Raw genomic sequence first — 20709 nt, forward strand, 5'->3', positions numbered from 1 at the left:
CCCCCATCATGGCAGAAAGGCGCGGTGGCGCGTCAATGCAGGCCGTCGCAGATCGCATCCACCGAAAGCGAGGAGAAATGCAGCTCCATCAGCGCCTCGCGCAGGGACTCCCGGGAGTTTACCTCGCTCTCCACCTGCTCACCGACACTGGCGGGCGAGACGTGGACGAAGCGGTGGCCATCCTGGTACGCGATGCCTTCGTCGTGCACGGTCTGCTTGGTCAGCACCTTGAACGTGCCGTCGTTCGACTCACGCACGGTCACCGCCCGGCCCTCGTGCTGGCCCTCGTACACCGTTTTCCAGCTTGCGGTCATGTTTTCTCGCCTGGGAAGCCGCACAACATCGTGCCGCCCGATTGTCACCAACCCGGCGGCGTAGCGATTGTGAAGACGTGCGTAAAAACGCTCTAACGCTTCAATCCTTCAGGTTGGCCCGGGCGGCGGCCACGCGGGCCAGGCCGGCCCAGTCGATGTCACCATCCCCGCGGCCCAGCGATTCCAGCAAGGCGTCGTGCAGGACGCTCGCCACGGGCATCGGTACCCGCCGGGCCTCGGCCGCTGCGCGGGCCAGGCCCACATCCTTGAAACCCAGGCTGAGCTTGAACCCGACCGGCTCGTAGGTGTTCGCGGCGATCATGCCGCCGTAGATCTTGTACACCGGCGCGGAAAACAGGGTGTTCTGCATGACCTCGAGGAAATCCTTCGCCTCCACCCCATAGGACCGGGTCAGCGCGCTGGCCTCGGCCATGCTTTCGATAGCGGCGCCGATGAGGAAATTGCCGCCGATCTTCACCACGGCGGCGCGGATCGGGTCATCGCCCATGGGCCACACCTTCGCCGCCAGCAGCTCCAGCAGCGGCTGCACCTTCGCGATGGCCGCGGGCTTGCCGGAAGCGACCATGTTGAGCTCACCGGCTGCGGCCACGGCCGGGCGGCCGAACACGGGCGCGGAGACGAAACCCACGCCGCGGGCCTCATGGCTATCCGCGAGCTCCTGCGCGAGCGCCACCGAGATGGTGGCGTGGTTGACGTGCACGGCACCGGGCTCCAGCGCGGCCAGTACGCCACCGCCCCCCAGGATGACATCGCGCACGGCGGCGTCATTAGCCAGCATGTTGTGGACGACTTCGGCACCCTTCACCGCCTCCGCGGGCGATGCGGCGACCTTCGCGCCCTGCTCCGCCAGCGGCCTGGCCGCCTCGGCGCTGCGGTTCCACACCACCACGTCGTGGCCGCCCTTGATCAGGTTCGCGGCCATGCCCGCGCCCATGCTGCCCAATCCGAGAAAACCAATACGCATTGCGACTGCTCCTGTACTTAAAGAGCCTGGCCGGCCGCATGGCCGGATGCCCAGGCCCACTGGAAGTTGTAGCCACCGAGGTGGCCCGTCACATCGAGCACCTCGCCAACAAAGTAGAGGCCCTGCTGGCGCTTGGACATTAGCGTCGCCGACGAGACCTCATCGGTATCGACGCCGCCCAGGGTAACTTCGGCCGTGCGGTAGCCCTCGGTGCCGCTGGCGACCAGCGGCCAGTCCTGCAACTGTGCCGCGATGTCGTTCAATTCGGCGTCACGGTACTGGCGCATCGGCTTGCTGGGGATCCAGACCTCACAAAGGCGCTCCGCCAGGCGGCGCGGCAACAGGCTGGAAAGCACGGTGCGGAACTCCGCGGCGGGGCGTTCCTCGCGACCCACGCGCAGGGCTTCGTAGGCGTCGGCGCCCGGGAGCAGATCCAGGCGAAGGTCCACGCCGGGTTCCCAGTACGAGGAGATCTGCAGGATGGCTGGCCCACTCACCCCGCGGTGGGTGAACAACATGGCGTCACGGAACGCCGTACCGTGGGCTCGCGCCTCAATGGGCAACGCCACGCCAGCCAGGCCGTCGTAACGCTCCTGGTGCTTCCCGCTAAGCGTCAGCGGGACCAGGCCAGCCCGAACGGGCAGCACCGCGTGGCCGAACTGCTTGGCCACGTCGTAGCCGAAGCCACTGGCCCCCAGGCTGGGGATGGACAAACCGCCGGTGGCGATAACCAGCGACGGCGCCCGCACGTGACCCAGGGGTGTATCGCAGCCGAAGCCGCCATCGCCCGCCTTGATCTTCGTGACCCCCGTGTTCAGCTCCACCCGCACGCCGGCCGCCGCGCATTCATCGAGCAACATGCGGACAATGAGCTTGGAGGACTCGTCACAGAACAGCTGGCCAGGGCTCTTCTCGTGGTATTTGATCCGGTGCTTCTCGACCAGGTCGATGAAGTGCCAGGGGGTGTACCGGGCCAGGGCCGATTTGCAGAAATGCGGGTTGCGGCTGAGGAAGTTGGCGGGGGTGGTGTTGGTATTCGTGAAATTACAGCGCCCGCCGCCGGACATGAGGATCTTTTTGCCGGCTTTATTGGCGTGATCGACCACGAGCACCCGCCGGCCCCGTTGGCCGGCGACGATGGCGGTCATCAGCCCGGCGGCGCCTGCGCCGATGACGATGGCATCGTATTCCATGGGTGGGGGCCTGCCTGATGGTGCAAACGCATATGGTAGCCGGGTCGCGTAAACTTGTCGGCTGTAACCCCTAGCGAGGATTTCCCCCCATGCCTTCCTTTGACATCGTTTCGGAAGTCGATAAGCACGAATTGAGCAACGCGGTGGACCAGGCAAACCGCGAGGTGTCGAACCGGTTTGACCTGAAGGGCACCAAGGCGAAGTTCGAGCTGGAAGACAGCGTCATCACGCAGAAGGCCGATAACGAATTCCAGATCGAGCAGATCCACCAGATCCTGCGCACACGCCTGGCCGCGCGCCAGATCGACGTGCGTGCACTGGATGTGGGCAAGGTGGAAACCAACCTGGCGGAAGCCCGGCAGAAAGTGACCGTGAAGCAGGGTATCGAACAGCCTGTCGCCAAGAAGATCATCGCGAAAATCAAGGAAGCGAAACTCAAGGTCGAAGCACAGATCAACGGCGAGAAAATCCGCGTCACCGGCAAGAAGCGCGACGACCTCCAGGACGCGATCGCCCTGCTCCGCAAGGCCGATTTCGAACTCCCGCTGCAGTTCGAGAACTTCCGCGACTAACGGCTCGCGTTCGGCTTCGCGCCTGATCAAGCGGTTCATTCGCTGGCGCGAATGCGTGTGACCAGCGGCTTGCGCCGCCTCGCGCTTGAGGTGTTGAGGCGAAGAGCCGTCGGTGCCCACCCTCGCGTCGATGCTGCGGCTACGCCGCCGTGTCCTCGATTCGCGCACAAGGTGCGCTCCTACAACCGCCGCCCCGCGAACGAGCCATGGGCCAGCCCCATCTAAGGCTGGCCTACGGCCGCTCTCTTGTGCGGAACTCGCCTCGAGGGTGGGCACCGACGGCTCTTTTGACCCATGAGGTTGGGTGGGTGGAGAGCCGCGGCGTTGTCTGCGGGGAGATCGGTGCGGTCGCGCATGCGTGGGCGGACAGCGGCTCCGTCACCCGACAGGGGCGGCCGTGCGGCGTGTATCGGCAAGCGCGGCGTCTTGGCAGCGTTTGCCGATCGTCGCGTGGTGATGCGTTATGGCGTCATCGCTGCGTGGGTTGATCGCGTGCAAGCGCGCTCCTACACGAGCCGTGCGTGTTCATTCATTAATTCGTGGCACATCTTGTAGGAGCCCACCCTGTGGGCGACATCTTTTCGCCGAGCACCCAGGCCCTGCGGCGGTATCGCGAAAGCTGTCGGCCACAGGGTGGCCTCCTACAACGGCATGGCGCACCAGCAGCGAGCTCGCCCCCACGAAGCCTCATGGGTGAAGAGAGCCGTCGGTGCCCACCCTCGAGGCGAGTTCCGCACAAGAGAGCGGCCGTAGGCCATATAGGTAAACCATGCCGCGCAGCGGCATTCCGCACCGAACGCGGAGGACCTGTCTGAGCAGCGAGGGTGGGCACCGACGGCTCTCGGCCTCATCCCAACCAGAGCGAGGCGGCGAAGCCGCTGGCTACATGCATTCGCGCCAGCGAATGAACCGCTTGAAAAGCGCGAAGCCGAAGGCAAGCCCTGGTCAAAGGCCGGCAATACGACTGCGATTACGCCCGTCGTTCTTCGCCTCGTACAGCGCCTCATCCGCGCGGCCGAGCAGCGAATTCAGTGACTCCGGCGCACGCCACATCGCCACGCCCGCGCTCACCGTAATGCGGATACGATAATCCCCGTGCACGATCACCTGCGAAGCAAGCGCATGTCGCACCCGCTCCGTGATATCCAGCGCATGCTCCGCCAGTGCCCCCGGCAAGCAAAGAATGAACTCCTCGCCACCAAAGCGGCCCGCCAGATCATCCGCACGGCACATCGACGAAATCACCCGCATCGTCTCCCGGATCACCGTATCCCCCGCCAGATGCCCGAACGTATCGTTCACCGTCTTGAAGTCGTCGATATCCAGCAACACCATGCTGAACGGAATACCATCCGTCGCCGCGCCCTGGCGTACCCGCTCCGCCTGCTCCAGGAACCGCCGGCGGTTCAGCGAACCCGTCAGCTCATCCGTACCCGCCAGGTGATCCAGGCGCTCATTGGCCGCCTTAAGGTCGCGCGTACGCGCCTCCACCTGTGCCTGCAGCAACTCTGCACGGCGGCGCAGGAACAACGTGCGCAGGTACACCAGCCCAAAGAACATCGCCACCGCCAGCGCCACGCCCAGCAGCAGCGTCCACGGGCTCTCATACCAGCGCGGCACCACCTCGACCCGCACCGATGTCTCGATCGTGCGCGCATCCAGCCCGCGCATGGTCGCGCGCAGCCGCAGTGTGTATGTGCCGCTCGCCAGGTTCGTGTAGATTGCGCTCGGCGGAATACCACGCGCCACTTCGTTCCAGGACGAATCCGTCTCGTCCATGCGGTACGCGTAATGCGTTTCCTGCGGCGCACGGTAATCCAGCAGCGCGAAATCCACGCGCAGGTTACGGCCGTCACCATCCAGCTTGATCCGGCCGCCCTCGGCCGGCAACGCGGCCAGCGGCACGGATTTCTCGTTCATCGCGATATGCGTTACCGCAAGCTGCGGCGTCGCCACCTCGGGCGCCACCCAATACGGCCGGACCACGGTCAGGCCACCTAGCCCGCCGAACATCAGCTCACCACCCGGCGCCTCCGCCGCGGCACGATGGATATAGCTCGGAATACGCAGGCCATCGCGGATGCCCAGGTCGAATACACGGTGGCTTGCGGCATCCACCATCGCCACGCCGTTCGCCATGGAGGCCCACACGCGATCGTCGCGGTCGACGAGCAGCGCGTTGATCTTGGTATTCACCAGCCCCTCGCGCGCACCGATCAATCCAAAACGGAACGGCCCGCGCTCGTTGAATTCATCGAGGTAAGCGATGCCACCGAACGTACCCAGCCACAGGCGGTGGTGTGAATCGAACGCCATCGAGCCGGTGTAATCCTGCGGCAGGCTCCGCGGATCGGCGGGCTCGTGGCGGATATTCACAAAGCCGGGCTCGCCATCGTAGGCAATGCTGATGCCGCTGATCGTCGCGAACCACCATGAATGCGCCATGCGCACGATGTGCCGGACCTGGTCACCCACCAGGCTGCGTGGATCCTTGTCGTCGTGGCGCATCTGCCGCAGCTCGCGCGTCACCGTGTTGTAGCGGAACAAGCCATCGTAGGTACCGATGAGCAGGTCATCCCCGTCACGCTGTATGGAGAGGATGAGCCGGCCATCCAGCGAAGGGATCATGGAGCTCTGCAGCGCAAAGGTGTTCGGATCGATGCGCGATACACCCTGCGCGCCGGCCCAGATCGAGCCATCCGGCGCCACGACAAATGCCTGCACATCCCGCTCGGCCTGCTCACCGCCCAGCTGCAGGTGGCGCATGCCGCCCGTGGCGAGATCGAGCACATCCACGCGGCCCATGCCGAGGCCGAGCCAGACACGCCCCCGCGGGTCTACAAACACCGAATGGACGTTGGCGTTGGAAAGCGTGTGCGATTGCAGGGGCGACGGCAGCACCGAGAAGACCTTGCGGCCATTCGGATCGTAATGGGCCGCGCCCAGCTCGGTCGCCACCCAGATGTTCCCGGTGCGATCCTGGAAGATGTCGCGGGTGATGTCGCCCGGCAGCGAGGAGGCCATGGCGGCGTCATGCGACAACCCACGCAACTGCCCGGTGTTGAAATCGTAGGTAACGACGCCCGCGCCGTCGGTCGCCGCCCACAACACATGCTCGGGGGTTTCGCGGAACGCGCGGATCGTGCGCCGGCGCGCCATGCCGGCCTTGCCTGAGTACCCCGGGACCGCGTGCGCATGCCCGTCGGCCGTGACAAACACCGCACCCGACTGCCCGGTACCGATCCACATCCGCGCCTTGCTGTCCTGGTACAGCGCCCAGACCTGGTCGTGCAGGATCGGATCGATCTCGGGGTCGTTCGACACCACCCGCTCGAAGTGACCACCGGGCTTGCGCACGAACACGCCGTTATCCAGGCCTAGCCATACATTGCCAGCACTGTCTTCGTTGACCGCGAACGTACGCGGCACCATGGACGGATCGTCGCCGGGCTGGCCAGAGGCGTGGGTGATGGTGCCCGTGGAGAGCTGGAGCTTGTCCAGGCCCCCTTCGGTAGCGATCCAGAACACATCCGGATCATGCGAACGGGCGATGGCAAACACCTTGCCGTTGGCCGTACCACCCTTCCCCACCGGGTAAAGATGAAAACGCACGGCCTTGGGATCGAACCGAAGCAGGCCGCCGGCATTGGTACCGACGAGCAGGCCGCCGTCATCCAGCGGCATCAGCGCGCGTACATAGGCATCGGGCAGCACGGCCCCGCCGTACGAATCCGGCTCCTGGCCGAAGACCTGCATGCGGTAGCCGTCGTAACGGGCCAGGCCGCCAAACGTGCCGATCCAGATGACCCCCGCCTTGTCCTGCACGATGGCCGTGGTGGTCGAGTGCGGCAATCCATCGGCCACGCCCACGGTATCGAACCAGGCCGTCTCGTAAGCGGCCCACGGATCGACCGCTACCTTCGGCGCGATCTGCGCCGCGACGCCGCCGATGCACAACACAGAGGTGACAAATGAAACCAGCAGCGCGCGCAACAGGAGGAAGCGGGAGGGCCGATTCGTACGCTCAGCCCGCATAAGCCATCGAAGGGTCGAGGTAACGGCTGAAAGCGTCAGCCGTCATGGGGCGTGCGAAGAAATAGCCCTGGCCGACATCGCAGCCCAGGCCGCGCAGCCAATCGGCCTGCGCTTCGGTCTCCACGCCCTCGGCGATCGTGCGCATGTTCAGCTTTTTGGCCAGGCCAACAATGGCCTCGGTGATTTCCCGGTCGGCCAGGTTCGAATCGCTGCCGCGCACGAAACTCTGGTCGATCTTGATGGTGCCCACCGGCAGCTCACGCAGGTGGCTAAGGTTCCAGTACCCGGCGCCGAAGTCATCGATCAGCAGGTCGAAACCGTGCGAGCGCAGCTTCACCAGCTGGCGCAGGGTCTCTTCCGGCTCGCGCATCGCGGTCGATTCAGTCAGTTCAAAACGGATGCGCGTGGGGTCCACACCGAACGAGCGCACCACGCGGTGCAGCGTTTCAACGAATGCCGGGCGACTCAGCTCGTGCATGGAGAGGTTGATCGCCACGTAATCCACATGCCGGTCGGCGGTATCCCATTGCTGCACCTGGGCCAGTACCGCGCGCAGCACATACTCGCCCAGCGCATGGATAAGCCCCGAACGCTCGGCCACCGCCACGAAGACCGAGGGCGGCACATCGCCGCGCACCGGGTGATGCCAGCGCGCCAGCGCCTCTACGCCGGCCAGGCTGCCATCGCGCAGGTTGCGCTTGGGCTGGTATTCCACATCGAGCTCGCCGCGCTGCAGGGCCTCGCGCAGTTCCACGGTAAGCGCCAGGCGCTCGCGGGCCGCTTCAAGCATGCCCTCTTCGTAGAAGCGGAAATCGGCCTTGCCGGTTTCCTTCACCGCGTACATGGCGGCATCCGCGTTGCGAATGAGGGCCTCGGCCTCACGACCATCCTTCGGGGCAATGGCGACACCGATGCTCGGGCTGACCGCCACCAGCTGACCGGCCACGCTAACGGGCTGGGACACCAGATCGAGCACCTTGCGGCACACCCGCACCAGGTTCTCCATGCCACCGTAGGCCTTGACCACCACGACGAACTCGTCGCCGCCAAAGCGCGACACCGTATCGCGCTCCCGCACGCTGCTGCGCAGGGAGGTGGCCACTGCCCGCAGGAAGGTATCACCGGCCTCGTGGCCCAGGGTGTCGTTGATCGACTTGAAGCCATCCAGGTCGATGAACATCACCGCGAGCATGCTGTCGCGGGGTTCCTTCAGGGCCTCCTCCAGCTCTTGCATGAGGAAGGCGCGGTTGGGCAACCCGGTCAGCGTGTCGTGGTAGGCGTGGAATTGCAGGGCCCGGCGGGCTACCTCGCGGGGGTCCTTCAGCCTGGCGTGCAGCTTGCGCCGCTGGGTCATGAGCATGGCGATGACCACCGAGGCCACGGCACACACCACCACCAGGGTCACCAGCCAGCCCAGGCCGGCGCCGCTGGTGCCGAATCCCGAGCAGCCGGGGGCGCCCGACCCTGCGAAGGGCCAGCGTGCGCAGTTCGAGACGGCATGGTGCATGCCGTTTTCGACGCTAATTGTCAGCACGCCTCGCTCCGGCCCGGCATTGCCAGGCGCTGGGACCAACCAAACATTGTGACCTCGCCGAGGAGCCTGAGGAGAGCCCGGACGCGATACCACTCATCCGTGTCTTATCGGCCATGGGCGCTCCCAACTTTAATGCCCCTTGCGATACCGCATCCCGCCGTCTTCACATTTCGTGAGATCGGCGGTTCCGGTACGCATGATGCTGGCTCGGCGAAAAAACGCAATCCGTGCCGTTCGTCGGGGGCCGGTCAGCGGCCCTTGGCGGGGGCGGCCAGGTAGGTATCGAACCAGGCCAGGGCCCGCGCCAGCACGTCGCGGCGGCTGGCATCGCGGGCAAAACCGTGGCCTTCGCCGGGGTAAACCACCAGCGAGGTCGGCACACCCTGGGCACGCAGGGCATGCCAGAACTCGAACGACTGCGGGGCCGGGGTCTCGGCATCGCGCTCGCCGACCACCACCAGGGTGGGGGTCTTCACGTTCTTGATGTAGTTGATGGCCGAACTCTTGCCGTAAACGCCCGGATCGTCATAGACCGAGGCACCGAAATACGGCTTCATCCACTGGTCGATGAGGTTCTGGCCGTAATAGCTCTGCCAGTTGGAGATACCCGCGCCAGCCACGGCCGCCTTGAAGCGGTCGGTCTGGGTCACGGCGAACATGGTCATGAAGCCGCCGTAGCTCCAGCCGGTGAGGCCCAGGCGCTTGTCATCCACCGGGTGGGTCTTTTCGATCGTATCGACGCCGGCCAGCGCATCACGCAGGTCGCCGTAACCGAAATCCTTGCGGTTGGCCTGCACGAAGGCCTCGCCCTGGCCAAAGCTGCCACGCGGGTTGGGCATGAACACGAAGTAGCCAAGGGCGGACAAGGGCGCCGCGCCGTAGCCGCTACCGGGCCAGCGCGGCAGTACGGCCGCGGCGGGGCCACCGTGGATCGACACGATCATGCCGTAGCGCTTGGCCGGGTCGTAATTGGCCGGGTACAGCAGCCAGCCCTGCACATCGTTGCCTTCGTTCTTCCAGGTGATGGATTCGGCCTTGCCCCAGGACGGCTTGAGCCCGGCGTTGAACGAGGTCATCGCGACCGGGGCCGCCTTGGCAGCCAGGTCAGCGGTGTGCACTTCGTAAGGCTTGTCGAAGGAGCTGGCGATGAACGCCGCGTGGCTGGCGTCCTGGCTGAGCGACAGCGACATGGAAAGGCGGCCATCGCCCAGCGACATCGGCAGGTCGAACAGCGTGGTGGGCGTGGCGACGCCTTCGGCCGGCACCGCGTAGCTGGACACGCGGCTGGCCCCAGCCACCTGCTCGGAGACGATCAGGCGATCGTTGGCGGCCCACGATACCCACACCGGCGTGGTGCGCGTGCCCGGGGTGATGTCGGTCGGCGAACCGCCGGCAGCAGGAACGGTCCAGATATCGCCGCCCGTGGAGCCCTGGTCGCTCATCAGGCCGCCGATGAACGCGATGCGCGAACCATCCGGGGAGAAACGCGGTACCGCGATTTGCAGATCCTTCAGCGGGCCCTGCAGCTTATTGGTATCGACGATGACGTTACCCTTCGCGCCTGCGCTGGCCGGCTGGACGTAAAGCTCAGCCACCCACCAGTTGTTGTCACCCGGCGGCTCGGCGGCCAGGTAGGCCAGCTGCTTCGCATCGGCAGAAAGCGCGTACTCGTACACATGCAAGCCGGCCGGCGTGAGCACGCGCACGGCGCCGCCCTTCGCATCGACCGTCGCGACCTGCTGCACCTCGAGCCCTTCCACGCCGATCTCGCCCAACTGCGGCTTGGCCGCGGCAGTGGCACTGGCACGGCGGGTGGCATTGGGCACGTAAAGGAAGGCGAGCTGCTTGCCATCGGCCGACCACTCCAGGGCGCTGACATAGCCCGTCAGGTGGGTCAGGCGCTGCGGCGGCGCCTTCGTAGTGGTATCGACCACCTGGATGTCGTTCTGCTTGCCCTCCTCCACGCCCGCGGTCTTGCCGGCGCAATCGGAGAGGAAGGCCAGGTGCTTCGAATCGGGAGCCCAGGCCACGCTGGTTTCGCTGCAGCCCTTCGTGGCGGTCACCCGGCGCGCGTTGTGGCCATCGGCATCGGCGACCTGCAGCACCGGCTTGCCATCGGTCTTCACCGCCCAGGCCAGGTGTTTGCCATCGGGCGAGAGGGCCACCGATTCCACGGTGCGAACCTTGCCAAGGCTCTCGAGGATGGCGGCGATGCGCGGATCGTCAGCTTTCGGGGCGGGTTCGGCCTGGGCGGCGGTGACACAGGCAAGCGCTACGGCAGCGGCGATCCACGTTGTACGCATCGGTTTTGGCTCAGGATGTTCAGGAGCCGTGAAACCTAGCACACCTGCCGGGTCCCACCGAACTGCCGGTGGTCCCGGGCCGACCTGTCAAACCAGCAGGTTCCTGAACTCCGTGTTCCGCTCGAACCAGCGCACGGCGTAAGAACATGCCGGATGCACCTTCCAGCCGTTATGGGCGGCCACTTCCACGGCCTTGCGGGTGAGCAGGTTGGCGATGCCGCGCCCCGCCACCGCATCCGGGACCCCGGTGTGGGTGATGGTCATGGTCTTGCCATCCAGGCGGTAATCGAGCTCGCACTCACTGCCATCCACTTTCGCCAAAAACACCGTATTGACCCGGTCATGGGTAATGTCCAGCGGTTTCGGGTTCGCACTCATCGTCGTTCTCTCCAAGCCATCAGCGGCGCCGTTTCGCATTCTGTCGATAGACCAGGCGCTAGGGTCGTCGAGAGCAGAGCATGCGCGCCTTCACGCGCACAATCCATCACCCACCGGAGAACCACCATGCAGAAATGGGGCAAGGCAGTCTGGACCGGCAACATCAAGGAAGGCCAGGGGCTCATCTCAACCCAGACCGGGGTACTCAAGGATGCGCCGTACGGGTTCGCATCGCGCTTTGAAGATGGACCGGGCAGCAACCCGGAAGAGCTGCTGGGTGCGGCACACGCCGCGTGCTTCACCATGGCCCTGTCGCTCATCCTGGGTAACAACAGCCTGACCGCCGACCGGATCGAGACCAAGGCGGACGTGACCCTGGCAAAGGATGGCGAGGGCTTCAGCATTACCAAGGTGCACCTCACCACGCGCGCCAAGGTCCCGGGCACCGACCAGGCGACCTTCGCCGGCATCGCGAAGCAGGCGAAGGAGGGGTGCCCGGTCTCCAAGGTGTTGAAGGCCGAGATCACGTTGGACGCCACGCTGGAGGCGTAAACTGCCCGCGCCGCCGGGCTTGCCCGGTGGCGCTACCGGCAGCCAGGAACCCGAACGCACGTGCTAATCGTCCACGAACACGGCCAACACGAACGCCCGACCGTCTGGCACGCGGGCATGGGCAAGCCCAAGGCGCCCATCTGGATCGACTTGCTGGAGCCCAGCGAAGACGAGCGCCGCTGCGCCGCCGAGATCACCGGGCTGCGCGTGCCCGAACGCTCCGATATCGTGAACCTCGCGCTATCCAGTCGCATCCGCACGGATGACGACGCCATGTACCTGTCGATCCCCTACTTCGCCGATACGAACAACGGCCATGCCGCCCAACCGGTGGGCATCGTCGTGACCAACCACGTGCTGATGACCCTGCGGTTCAGTGAGTCACCCGCGTTCGACCTGGCCAATGCAAGCTGCGAGCACCAGAAGTGGGAATCCAGCGCCGATGTGCTGGCGACACTGATCGAGGCGATCGTCAACCTGGGTGCGCAGCGCATGGAAGATGTATCGGCGGAGCTGAAGAAACTGTCCGACCGGGTGTTCACCCCTGAGCGTTTGGGCACCCCGGTGCTGCGCGGCTGCATGCTCGAAGTGGGCCGACTGGAAGGCATGCAGGCGCGTAACCGCTCATCGATGCTCGGCGTGCAACGCATCGTTTCGTTCGTGCGCGCGAAAAAGCCCGACTGGATGGCCGACGCCGTGGAGGTGCGCCTGCGCGTGGTGGAACACGACCTGCGCACGCTGGATGAGTTCGACGACCAGCTCACCAACAAGTTGCAGTTCCTGCTCGATGCCACGCTGGGCTTCATCAGTACCGACCAGAACCACGTGATGAAAGTGCTTACCGTCACCTCCGTTGCCACGATCCCGCCGCTGATCCTGGCCGGCATATGGGGCATGAACTTCAAGGATATGCCCGAGCTCAACTGGCACTGGGGCTACCCCATGGCGATCGCGGTGATGCTGATCAGCATGGCGCTACCGGTGCTGTTCTTTAAGTGGCGCGGCTGGTGGTCGGGGGACTGAATCGTGCTTGGCCACTTGCTCCGCCCCGCTACCGCGCCCATCCGGCGCTGGGTCATGACCGCGTTTCCCAAGCCGCCTTCGGGCGGCATCGATTACGAGCACCCGGTGGGCGACCCGGGCCTGTTCGGCCCCGATTCGGTCACCTGGCGCATCCATAACGATTTCTGCGGCATGCTGGCCGGCGGGCTCTGTGCGCTGTACCTGCAGACCTTGCATCCGCGCGCGCTGGCCGGCGTCTGGGATCACTCGAACTTCCGTACCGATCTGGTCGGGCGGTTACGTCGCACAACCGCGTTCGTCGGTGGGACCACCTATGCGCCCACGGCCGAAGCGCAACACATGATCGCCCGGGTGCGCGACATCCATGCCCAGGTGCGCGGCCTGGACGAAGCCGGCATGCCCTATTCCGCTGATGATCCCGACCTGCTGACCTGGGTCCACGTCAGCGAGATGGCCAGCTTCCTCGCCGGCTTCCGCACTTACGGCCCCATGGCGGTTCCCGACGCCGCGGCCGACGCCTACTTCAACGAAACGCGACGCGTCGCCGAAGCCCTGGGCGCGCGGGACGTGCCGGGCTCTGTCGCCGCACTGGACGATTACGTTCGCAGCATCATCCCCACCCTCGTCTACACCGAACGCACACGCGTGGTACTCGAGGTGTTGGCCGACCTGGACCTGCCCGTGCCGCTGGCCGGTCTGTCCCGGGACGTGTTCCTGCACGCGGGCGCGCACCTCCTGCCGCCGTGGGCCAGCGACCTGCTGCGGCGCACACCGGCCGACCAGGTGAAGGGCCGCGTGGCCGCCGCGACGCTGCGCGGCATGGCACCGCTGTTCCGCGCCGCGCTGACCGAAGGCGTCGCCACCCGCTCCTGTCGCCGCGTGGGCGTCGATCGAGGGATCCTGACCACCTGGCCACGGGCCTGACCCGTCTCGCCTTCCGTAGGAGCCCACCCTGTGGGCGACATCTTTCGCGATATTGCGACAGGGCTGCGATGGTATGGCGAAAAATGTCGCCCACAGGGTGGGCTCCTACAATGGAGTAGCGGACATGTGAAGGGCGACGGGTGAGACCTTCGTCACAGTTCTCACCCAATCGTGAGAAATTGCACTAAAGTTGTCGGCTTGCCGGTCGCTATACGTAAGCAAGGGGAAGTGGGCAGCTTCCACCGTGCGTCGCGATCACCAGGCCTGACAGGGGGCCTTCTCGGGGGAGGATGGGTTCGGTGCGACTTCTTGCGTTCAACAGCGGCCGTGGGGCCGCGGGAAAGGGCCGGCCGTGACCGCGCCCTGGCATTCGCTCGCCGGTGGCATGCCGGAATCCCGCCTGCTGGCCTCCGTGGCCGAGTTCACCCACCACCGTGATATCGATGCCCTCGACCACAGCCTGGTGCTCTCCATGGCCGAGCTGGTCGCGGTAAAGAGCGTGACGCTGTGCAAAGCCGGCGACAGCCTGCAGCACCCGGTCGAATCGCTCACCGTCTGCACCCGCGAAAACGATGGCCGCTGCGTCGTTGAAGCCGTGGAACCCATGCGCGATGGCGATCCGGTGGACACGATCGTATGCGCCATGGAGACCCTGGAAGTCATCTCCGACGTGACCGACGAAGGTCGCTGCCGCCTGGTGGTGCCGATCATTCGCGAACACGTCGCCATTGGCGCGCTCATGCTCGAAGCCGACGATACGCTGGATGGCGTGCGCGTGATGGTGGAGGGCTTCGCCCGTATCTACGCCAACTACATTGCCCTGCTCAACGAGAGCGAGCGCGACAAGCTCACCGGCCTGTATAACCGCCGCAGCTTCGAGCAGCGCCTGCAGCGCCTGCTCAAGCTCCAGCGCCAGCGCGCCCGCGTGCTGCGCAAGGATGAAGAGCGCCGCATCGCCTGCGAGGACGTCGCGCAGATCTACCTGGCCATCCTGGATATCGATCATTTCAAGCGCATCAACGATACCTGGGGCCATGTTTACGGCGATGAGGTCATCCTGATGCTCGCCCAGCAGATGCGTGCCTGCTTCCGCCAGAACGACGTACTGTTCCGCTTCGGCGGCGAGGAGTTCGTCATGCTGATCGCCTCGGAAGACGAGGCAGCGGCAGCGGGTGCCCTGGAGCGGTTCCGCGAGCACGTGGCGAACTGGGCGTTCCCGCAGGTCGGCCATGTGACTGTGAGCATCGGCTACGCACGGATCAGCGAGCACGATTACCCGGAGATCGTCCTCGATCGCGCCGACAAGGCGCTCTACTACGCCAAGCAGAATGGCCGGAACAGCGTGCAGGGGTTCGAGACGCTGACCGAGCGTGGCGAACTGGGCGCGCCGGTAGCGCTGGGCAGCATCGATCTGTTCTGACGCCGGCACGACCCCGCGTTACCCGTAGGAGCCCACCCTGTGGGCGACGCTGTTCGCGACCGCGTCACCGGCCCCGTGCGGCGTTCTTCTTAAGAATCACGCCACGGGACGTGTGGGCCATGGCGAAAAGATGTCGCCCACAGGGTGGGCTCCTACAAGTGATCGCGGTTATTTCACGACGCCGCAGGCAATGCGATCCCCGCCACCGCCCAGCGGCTTGGGCTGGTCGGAGTAGTTGTCGCCGCCCGCGTGGATCATGAGCGCATGGCCCTTCAGCGTGGCCAGGCTCTTCAGGCGCGGCGCCGTGACAGCCGTCGTATCGGTGCCATCGGCCCCCACGGTGATCTTCGGCAGATCGCCCTCATGGCCTGCGGCCGAATCCGGGCCTTCATGCTTGCCGGTGTGCTCCGGATCGAAGTGGCCGCCCGCTGCGAGTGCCGCGCCCTTCTTGCCATCCTTTTCGCCCGGTGCGCAGCTCGGCTTCTCGTGCAGGTGGAAGCCATGCTCGCCGGGCGGCAGGCCCTTGAGATCCGGGGTGAAGACGAGGCCACCGGCGCTTTCGCTCACCGTGACCGAGCCCACGGACGTACCGGTACCGTCGGTCGAGACCATCGTCATCGGCACCGTCACGCTCTTGTCGGCCGCCTGCGCGGCGCCACACACCAGCAGCCCGGCGGCGATCAGTACGATTTTTCTCATCTTGCTCTCCCAGCGTTGGATAAGGCGTAGCCCGGGATACTGCACCGGGCGTGCACACCGCGTCCACAGGTGGGCGATCGCGCTGCAGGAGCGCGCTTGCGCGCGATACGGTCTCCCGCAGCCTGGATCGCGCGCAAGCGCGCTCCTACAGGGAGCTGAAGAGGGTTCGGATGTCGTTTTCCGAAAGCAGGCGCCACTTGCCAGGTTCAAGATCGCCCAAGGTGAGGCCGCCCACTGCGATGCGCCCCAGGGTTTCCACATGGTTGCCGACGGCAGCGAACATGCGGCGCACCTGGTGGTAACGGCCTTCGGTGATGGACAGGCGCACATGGCGCGGACCAAGCACCTCGAGGACAGCAGGCTCGAGCGGGTCCTTCTCGCCCTCCAGCATGAGCGTGCCGGCGGCGAACAGTTCACCTTCGTCACCGCGCAGGTCTTCGGCAAGCGTCGCCTCATACACCTTCGCCAATGCACTCTTCGGCGAAATGATCTTGTGCAGTAGCTGGCCATCATCGGTGAACAACAGCAGGCCGGACGTGTCCCGGTCCAGCCGCCCCACGGTGGAAAGCACAGGATTACGCACGCCGAAGCGCGGTGGCAGCAGGTCGTATACCAGCCGCCCGACATCCTTGCGCGAACAGGTAAAGCCCGTGGGCTTGTTGAGCATCAGGATCATGCCCTGCGGGGGATCAAGCGGCTCGCCCTCGAAGCGCACATCCGCATGCTCGACCTTGTCGTCGGCGTACAGCACGTCGCCTGAGGCATCAGTAACGAGCCCTTCGCGAAACAGCTGCGCGACCTGCTTGCGGCTGCCGTAACCGAGGTTGGCGAGAAGGCGTACGAGTTTCATCAACGGGGATCCTTGGCTTCGATCACCTTGAAGCCATCGCGCTCGACCACGGTACGTACCTGCTTGAAACAGGCATCGAGCGTGGATTCATACGCAAGATGGCGGTTGGCGACCATCCAGAAGCGGCCGCCCGGCGCCAGCGCGCGGGCAGCGGTAACGATGAAGGCGCGGCCGAGATCCGGCTGGTCGGCGCGGCCCTGGTGAAAAGGTGGATTGGAAACGATGGTGTCGTAGCGGCCATTGACACCCAGGGTGACGTCGCACCATTCGACGCGCGTAGGGATGCCACGGCCGCTGCGTGCAATGGCCGCTGCGATATTCGCGCGGGCCGGTTCGATGGCACGACCCTCGGCTTCAAACAGGTCAACCGATGTCACGCCCGGGCACCGGTCGACCACCTCGCACGCGAGGAAGCCGAAACCTGCGCCAAGATCGGCGACGCGGCCAGCGAGATCGCCGGGAAGCACGCTGGCAAGCAACGCCGATGCGGTATCGATGCGGTCCCAGGCAAACAGGCCGCGCCGGCTGACATAGCGCCCGTCCGCGATCGGCAGCGGCGCATCCAGGGCGAGCCATTCGGCAAGCAACGCCGGATTGGGCACCGCACCAGCCTGCGACCAGAAGACGCGGCATTTGTGTTTGGAGAGCTGGCCTACCGGACCTGCCAGCAGAGCAAGATCGGCCTGGGCCGTCTTCGCCCCTTCGTCATTCGCCACGCTGGCGACAACGACGCCGGTGGGCGAGACCCGTTGCATGGCCTGCGCGAAGAGCGCGCGGGTTTCTTCGCGTTGGCGGGTGGGGAGGATGAGGATGACGTTGAATGTTTCGGCGGCGCCAGTCGCACGCAAGCGCGCTCCTGCAAGAGCGGGATCGCCTATGACGTCGTAGCGGTGGCGTGCCAGGGCATTGGCGGCGGGGGCGAACGATTGCTGTAGCAGCCAGCCGGGACGAATGTGTTCGCGCAGGGCGACGCCTTCACGTGCGCGCAGCATGAGCACGCCACCTTGCGCGGGCAAGGCGAGCTCGCCCGTCGTAAAGGGCACGAACAGCGCTTCTAGCGCGGCGTCGGAGGCGGTACCGGCGGACAAGGCGGGCTATCCCAGGAAGGCTTGGACCTCCCATTCTATCTTTTTGCGCGCCCCCGCATTTTTGTCCAATAACACCACGCCACCACCGCCCAGACTCTGCGTTCCCGACTTTCCCCCATGGAGATGCACCCCCATGCCTTATATCAAGGTCAAAGACGGCACCGAGATCTTCTACAAGGACTTCGGTAACGGCCAGCCGGTCGTGTTCTCGCACGGCTGGCCGCTCAGTGCCGATGCGTGGGATCCGCAGATGATGTTCATGTCGAACAATGGCTTCCGCACCATCGCGCACGACCGCCGGAGCCACGGCCGCTCAACGCAGACGTTCGATGGCAACGACATGGATACGTATGCCGATGACCTGCACGCGGTGATCGAAGCGCTGGATCTGAAAGACATCATCCTGGTCGGCCACTCCACCGGCGGTGGCGAAGTGGCGCATTACATGGGCCGCCATGGCACGAAGCGCGTAGCCCGCGCGGTGCTGGTCGGCGCCGTGCCGCCGCAGATGATCAAGACCGACGCCAACCCGCTGGGCCTGCCGAAATCCGTCTTCGACGGTATTCGCGACGGTGTGTGGAATGATCGCTCGCAGTTCTACTGGGACCTTTCCCTGCCGTTCTACGGCTTCAACCGTGATGGTGCCAAGGTCTCCGAAGGCGCGCGCCGCTCGTTCTGGATGCAGGGCATGCTCGGAGGCCTGAAGGGCCAGTACGACTGCATCCGCGAGTTCTCCGAAGTGGATTACGGTCCGGACCTGGACAAGATCGATGTGCCGGTGCTGCTGATCCACGGCACCGATGACCAGATCGTGCCCATCGACGCCGCTGCCCGCTCCGGCGTGAAACGCCTGAAGAACGGCACGCTGAAGGAATACCCGGGCGCGCCGCACGGCCTGGTGACCACCGAACAGGACAAGTTCAACGCGGACCTGTTGGCCTTCGCCCGCGGCTGATAGCCGACACAAGCCCCCGACTGCCGCCACCCCATGTAGGAGCCCACCCTGTGGGCGACATGTTTCGCTGAATCGTTGCAGGCCCTGCTGCGTTATCGCGAAAGATGTCGCCCACAGGGTGGGCTCCTACTTTGCTTTAGCTGCTGCAGGAAAGCATCGAACAACCGACCCGATCGCGCGCCCACTCCGGCCGGCGACCGGCCAGATGGTCGCGGCCAGGCTGTTCGTCGTAGGGATCGCGCAGCGTTTCGAGCAATTCGAGGACGCCGCTGTTATCACCCTGCTCCGCCTTGTCGATCGCCAGTTGGGCGAGATAGTTACGCAGCACGTAGCGCGGATTACTGGCATGCATAAGCGCCAGGCGCTCCGCCTCGGTCGCCTCGTCCTCGCGGACGCGTGCGGCATAGCGCGCCAACCACGCGGAAAGCGCCTCATCCACCGCCACGCGCTGCGCTTCACTGTAAAAGGAAGCACCCACGACGCCCGCGTGCGGTGCCGCCACATCTAGCATCGCCAGGTCGCGGTAGAAGGTCGTCATGTCCATGCCGCCGGCGGTGAGTACACCGCGCAGGTCAGCCACCAGGTCGCCATCGCCCTCACGCGCATGCAGGAGGCCCAGCTTCGCCGCCGAGTAAGCTGCATCCGTCGCCTCGAACACCTCCACATAGTGGTCGAGCCCGGCTTGCAGGGCCCCTGCACCATCGAACAACGGCGACAGCGCCTGGGCCAGCGCCTGCAGGTTCCAGTAGGCGACGGGCGGCTGGTGGCCGAAGCGGTACCGGCGGTGCGTGCGGTCGGTCGTATTGGGCGTCCAATCCAGGTCGAAGTCGTCGACCCAGCCATAGGGACCGTAATCGATGGTAAGCCCGAGGATGGACATGTTGTCGGTGTTCATCACCCCGTGCACGAAGCCCACGCGGAGCCATTCCGCCATGAGCCGCGCGGTACGCGCGCACACCTCGCGAAAGAACGCGGCGTAACGCTCGCCCTCTGGCAGCGCCCCGATCGCGGGGAAATGCGTGCGGAGGGTAAAGTCGACCAGTTGCCGAAGGAGCGCCGTATCGCCACGCGACGCGGGCAGCTCGTAATTCCCGAAACGAAGGAAACTCGGGGCGACCCGGGTAACGATCGCACCCGGCTCCGGGGCCGGGTTACCGTCGTACATCACGTCACGGACCACGGCGTCGCCCGTCGCCACCACGGCCAGTGCACGGGTGGTGGGCACGCCCAGGTGGAACATGGCCTCACTGCACAGGAACTCGCGAATGGACGAGCGCAGCACGGCCCGTCCATCCGCCCCACGCGAGTACGGGGTGCGCCCCGCCCCCTTCAGCTGGATCTCCTGGCGCCCATCGTGGGCCGTCAGTACCTCGCCCAGGCCGATCGCCCGGCCATCGCCCAACTGCCCGGCCCAGTGGCCGAACTGATGCCCGCCGTAGGTCATCGCGTAGCCGGTCATGCCCGGTAGCGAGGCGTTGCCGGCAAAAACCTGCGCGAAGTCCGGCCGCGCCGGATCGATGCCGAGCATGGCCGCCACCTCATCGGAAACCGCCACGACCCGCGGGGCCGCCACGGGCGTGGGCTCGACCCATGAAAAGGCGGCACCGGTTACCTGGCGCGGGGCGAGATGGGTATCGGGGTCGGCGGGCAACTCACGGGTAAAGGCGTTGTCGAAGGCGAGATCTGTCATCGGAGCGGGCAGTTGGGCGTTAGCTACCTATATCCGGCCTAGGGGCGGTTGCGACAACCCCCTGTAGGAGCGCGCTTGCGCGCGATGGGCACTGCGGCAACGTGGATCGCGCGCAAGCGCGCTCCTATAAAGGGGTGGTCCATCATTGAAGGTCGCCGGCTCACCACACCATCGCGAAAACGTGCACACTAGCG

At 65.5% G+C, this 20709-nt stretch carries 17 protein-coding genes; 6 read left to right on the forward strand and 11 right to left on the reverse strand.

The window, feature by feature from the left end:
* Positions 1-32 precede the first annotated feature (32 nt).
* The 3 genes from L2Y97_RS13735 to L2Y97_RS13745 form a co-directional block, all read right to left on the reverse strand.
* Positions 33-314, reverse strand: a complete 282-nt coding sequence (locus L2Y97_RS13735) for a hypothetical protein (RefSeq protein WP_247427494.1) — start codon at positions 312-314, stop codon at positions 33-35.
* Between the two features lie 100 nt (positions 315-414).
* On the reverse strand, positions 415-1299 hold the full coding sequence (locus L2Y97_RS13740) for an NAD(P)-dependent oxidoreductase (protein ID WP_247427497.1): 885 nt from the start codon (positions 1297-1299) through the stop codon (positions 415-417).
* A gap of 17 nt (positions 1300-1316) precedes the next feature.
* Entirely contained in the window at positions 1317-2492 is a 1176-nt protein-coding gene (locus L2Y97_RS13745) for a BaiN/RdsA family NAD(P)/FAD-dependent oxidoreductase (RefSeq protein ID WP_247427499.1), read from the reverse strand.
* A gap of 89 nt (positions 2493-2581) precedes the next feature.
* Here L2Y97_RS13745 and L2Y97_RS13750 point away from each other — a divergent pair, with 89 nt between their 5' ends.
* Positions 2582-3064 (forward strand): YajQ family cyclic di-GMP-binding protein, encoded by a 483-nt coding sequence (locus L2Y97_RS13750; protein ID WP_247427502.1) that lies wholly within the window; start codon positions 2582-2584, stop codon positions 3062-3064.
* Positions 3065-4009: 945 nt separating this feature from the next.
* Here L2Y97_RS13750 and L2Y97_RS13755 read toward each other — a convergent pair.
* The 4 genes from L2Y97_RS13755 to L2Y97_RS13770 all read right to left on the reverse strand — a co-directional run bounded on the left by L2Y97_RS13755 (position 4010) and on the right by L2Y97_RS13770 (position 11314).
* Positions 4010-7099 carry a ligand-binding sensor domain-containing protein gene (locus L2Y97_RS13755; RefSeq protein WP_247427505.1) on the reverse strand — a complete coding sequence of 1030 codons (3090 nt, stop codon included), beginning with the start codon at positions 7097-7099 and terminating at the stop codon, positions 4010-4012.
* On the reverse strand, positions 7089-8633 hold the full coding sequence (locus tag L2Y97_RS13760; protein WP_247427507.1) for a putative bifunctional diguanylate cyclase/phosphodiesterase: 1545 nt from the start codon (positions 8631-8633) through the stop codon (positions 7089-7091). Before L2Y97_RS13760 ends, L2Y97_RS13755 begins: the two co-directional genes overlap by 11 nt.
* Positions 8634-8881: 248 nt before the next feature.
* A complete protein-coding gene (locus L2Y97_RS13765; protein ID WP_247427510.1) occupies positions 8882-10936 on the reverse strand; it encodes a S9 family peptidase in 2055 nt (684 codons plus the stop codon).
* An 87-nt stretch (positions 10937-11023) separates the two neighbouring features.
* Positions 11024-11314, reverse strand: a complete 291-nt coding sequence (locus L2Y97_RS13770; RefSeq protein WP_247427513.1) for a GNAT family N-acetyltransferase — start codon at positions 11312-11314, stop codon at positions 11024-11026.
* Positions 11315-11440: 126 nt separating this feature from the next.
* Between L2Y97_RS13770 and L2Y97_RS13775 the strand changes: the two genes are divergently transcribed.
* The 4 genes from L2Y97_RS13775 to L2Y97_RS13790 all read left to right on the forward strand — a co-directional run bounded on the left by L2Y97_RS13775 (position 11441) and on the right by L2Y97_RS13790 (position 15233).
* A complete protein-coding gene (locus L2Y97_RS13775; RefSeq protein WP_247427516.1) occupies positions 11441-11866 on the forward strand; it encodes an OsmC family protein in 426 nt (141 codons plus the stop codon).
* 60 nt (positions 11867-11926) lie between these two features.
* Positions 11927-12889: a CorA family divalent cation transporter gene (locus L2Y97_RS13780; protein ID WP_247427518.1), complete on the forward strand. Its 963-nt coding sequence runs from the start codon at positions 11927-11929 to the stop codon at positions 12887-12889.
* 54 nt (positions 12890-12943) lie between these two features.
* On the forward strand, positions 12944-13813 hold the full coding sequence (locus L2Y97_RS13785) for an oxygenase MpaB family protein (protein WP_247427521.1): 870 nt from the start codon (positions 12944-12946) through the stop codon (positions 13811-13813).
* A gap of 352 nt (positions 13814-14165) precedes the next feature.
* A complete protein-coding gene (locus L2Y97_RS13790) occupies positions 14166-15233 on the forward strand; it encodes a GGDEF domain-containing protein (RefSeq protein WP_247427524.1) in 1068 nt (355 codons plus the stop codon).
* A 168-nt stretch (positions 15234-15401) separates the two neighbouring features.
* On the opposite strand, the gene sodC is transcribed toward L2Y97_RS13790, so the two are convergent.
* From sodC to L2Y97_RS13805, 3 genes are all read right to left on the reverse strand, one after another.
* Positions 15402-15932: a superoxide dismutase [Cu-Zn] SodC gene (gene sodC, locus L2Y97_RS13795; RefSeq protein WP_247427527.1), complete on the reverse strand. Its 531-nt coding sequence runs from the start codon at positions 15930-15932 to the stop codon at positions 15402-15404.
* Positions 15933-16077: 145 nt separating this feature from the next.
* On the reverse strand, positions 16078-16782 hold the full coding sequence (locus L2Y97_RS13800) for a pseudouridine synthase (protein WP_247427529.1): 705 nt from the start codon (positions 16780-16782) through the stop codon (positions 16078-16080).
* Positions 16782-17870, reverse strand: coding sequence for a class I SAM-dependent methyltransferase (locus tag L2Y97_RS13805; RefSeq protein ID WP_247427532.1), 1089 nt, complete (start codon positions 17868-17870; stop codon positions 16782-16784). Before L2Y97_RS13805 ends, L2Y97_RS13800 begins: the two co-directional genes overlap by 1 nt.
* Before the next feature lie 133 nt (positions 17871-18003).
* Here L2Y97_RS13805 and L2Y97_RS13810 point away from each other — a divergent pair, with 133 nt between their 5' ends.
* Positions 18004-18825, forward strand: a complete 822-nt coding sequence (locus L2Y97_RS13810) for an alpha/beta fold hydrolase (RefSeq protein WP_247427535.1) — start codon at positions 18004-18006, stop codon at positions 18823-18825.
* A 136-nt stretch (positions 18826-18961) separates the two neighbouring features.
* Here the strand turns inward: L2Y97_RS13810 and L2Y97_RS13815 are convergent, their stop codons facing one another.
* Positions 18962-20515, reverse strand: a complete 1554-nt coding sequence (locus L2Y97_RS13815) for a protein adenylyltransferase SelO (protein WP_247427538.1) — start codon at positions 20513-20515, stop codon at positions 18962-18964.
* Positions 20516-20709 lie beyond the last annotated feature (194 nt).

Source organism: Luteibacter aegosomatissinici, from assembly GCF_023078495.1.
GTDB lineage: Bacteria > Pseudomonadota > Gammaproteobacteria > Xanthomonadales > Rhodanobacteraceae > Luteibacter > Luteibacter aegosomatissinici.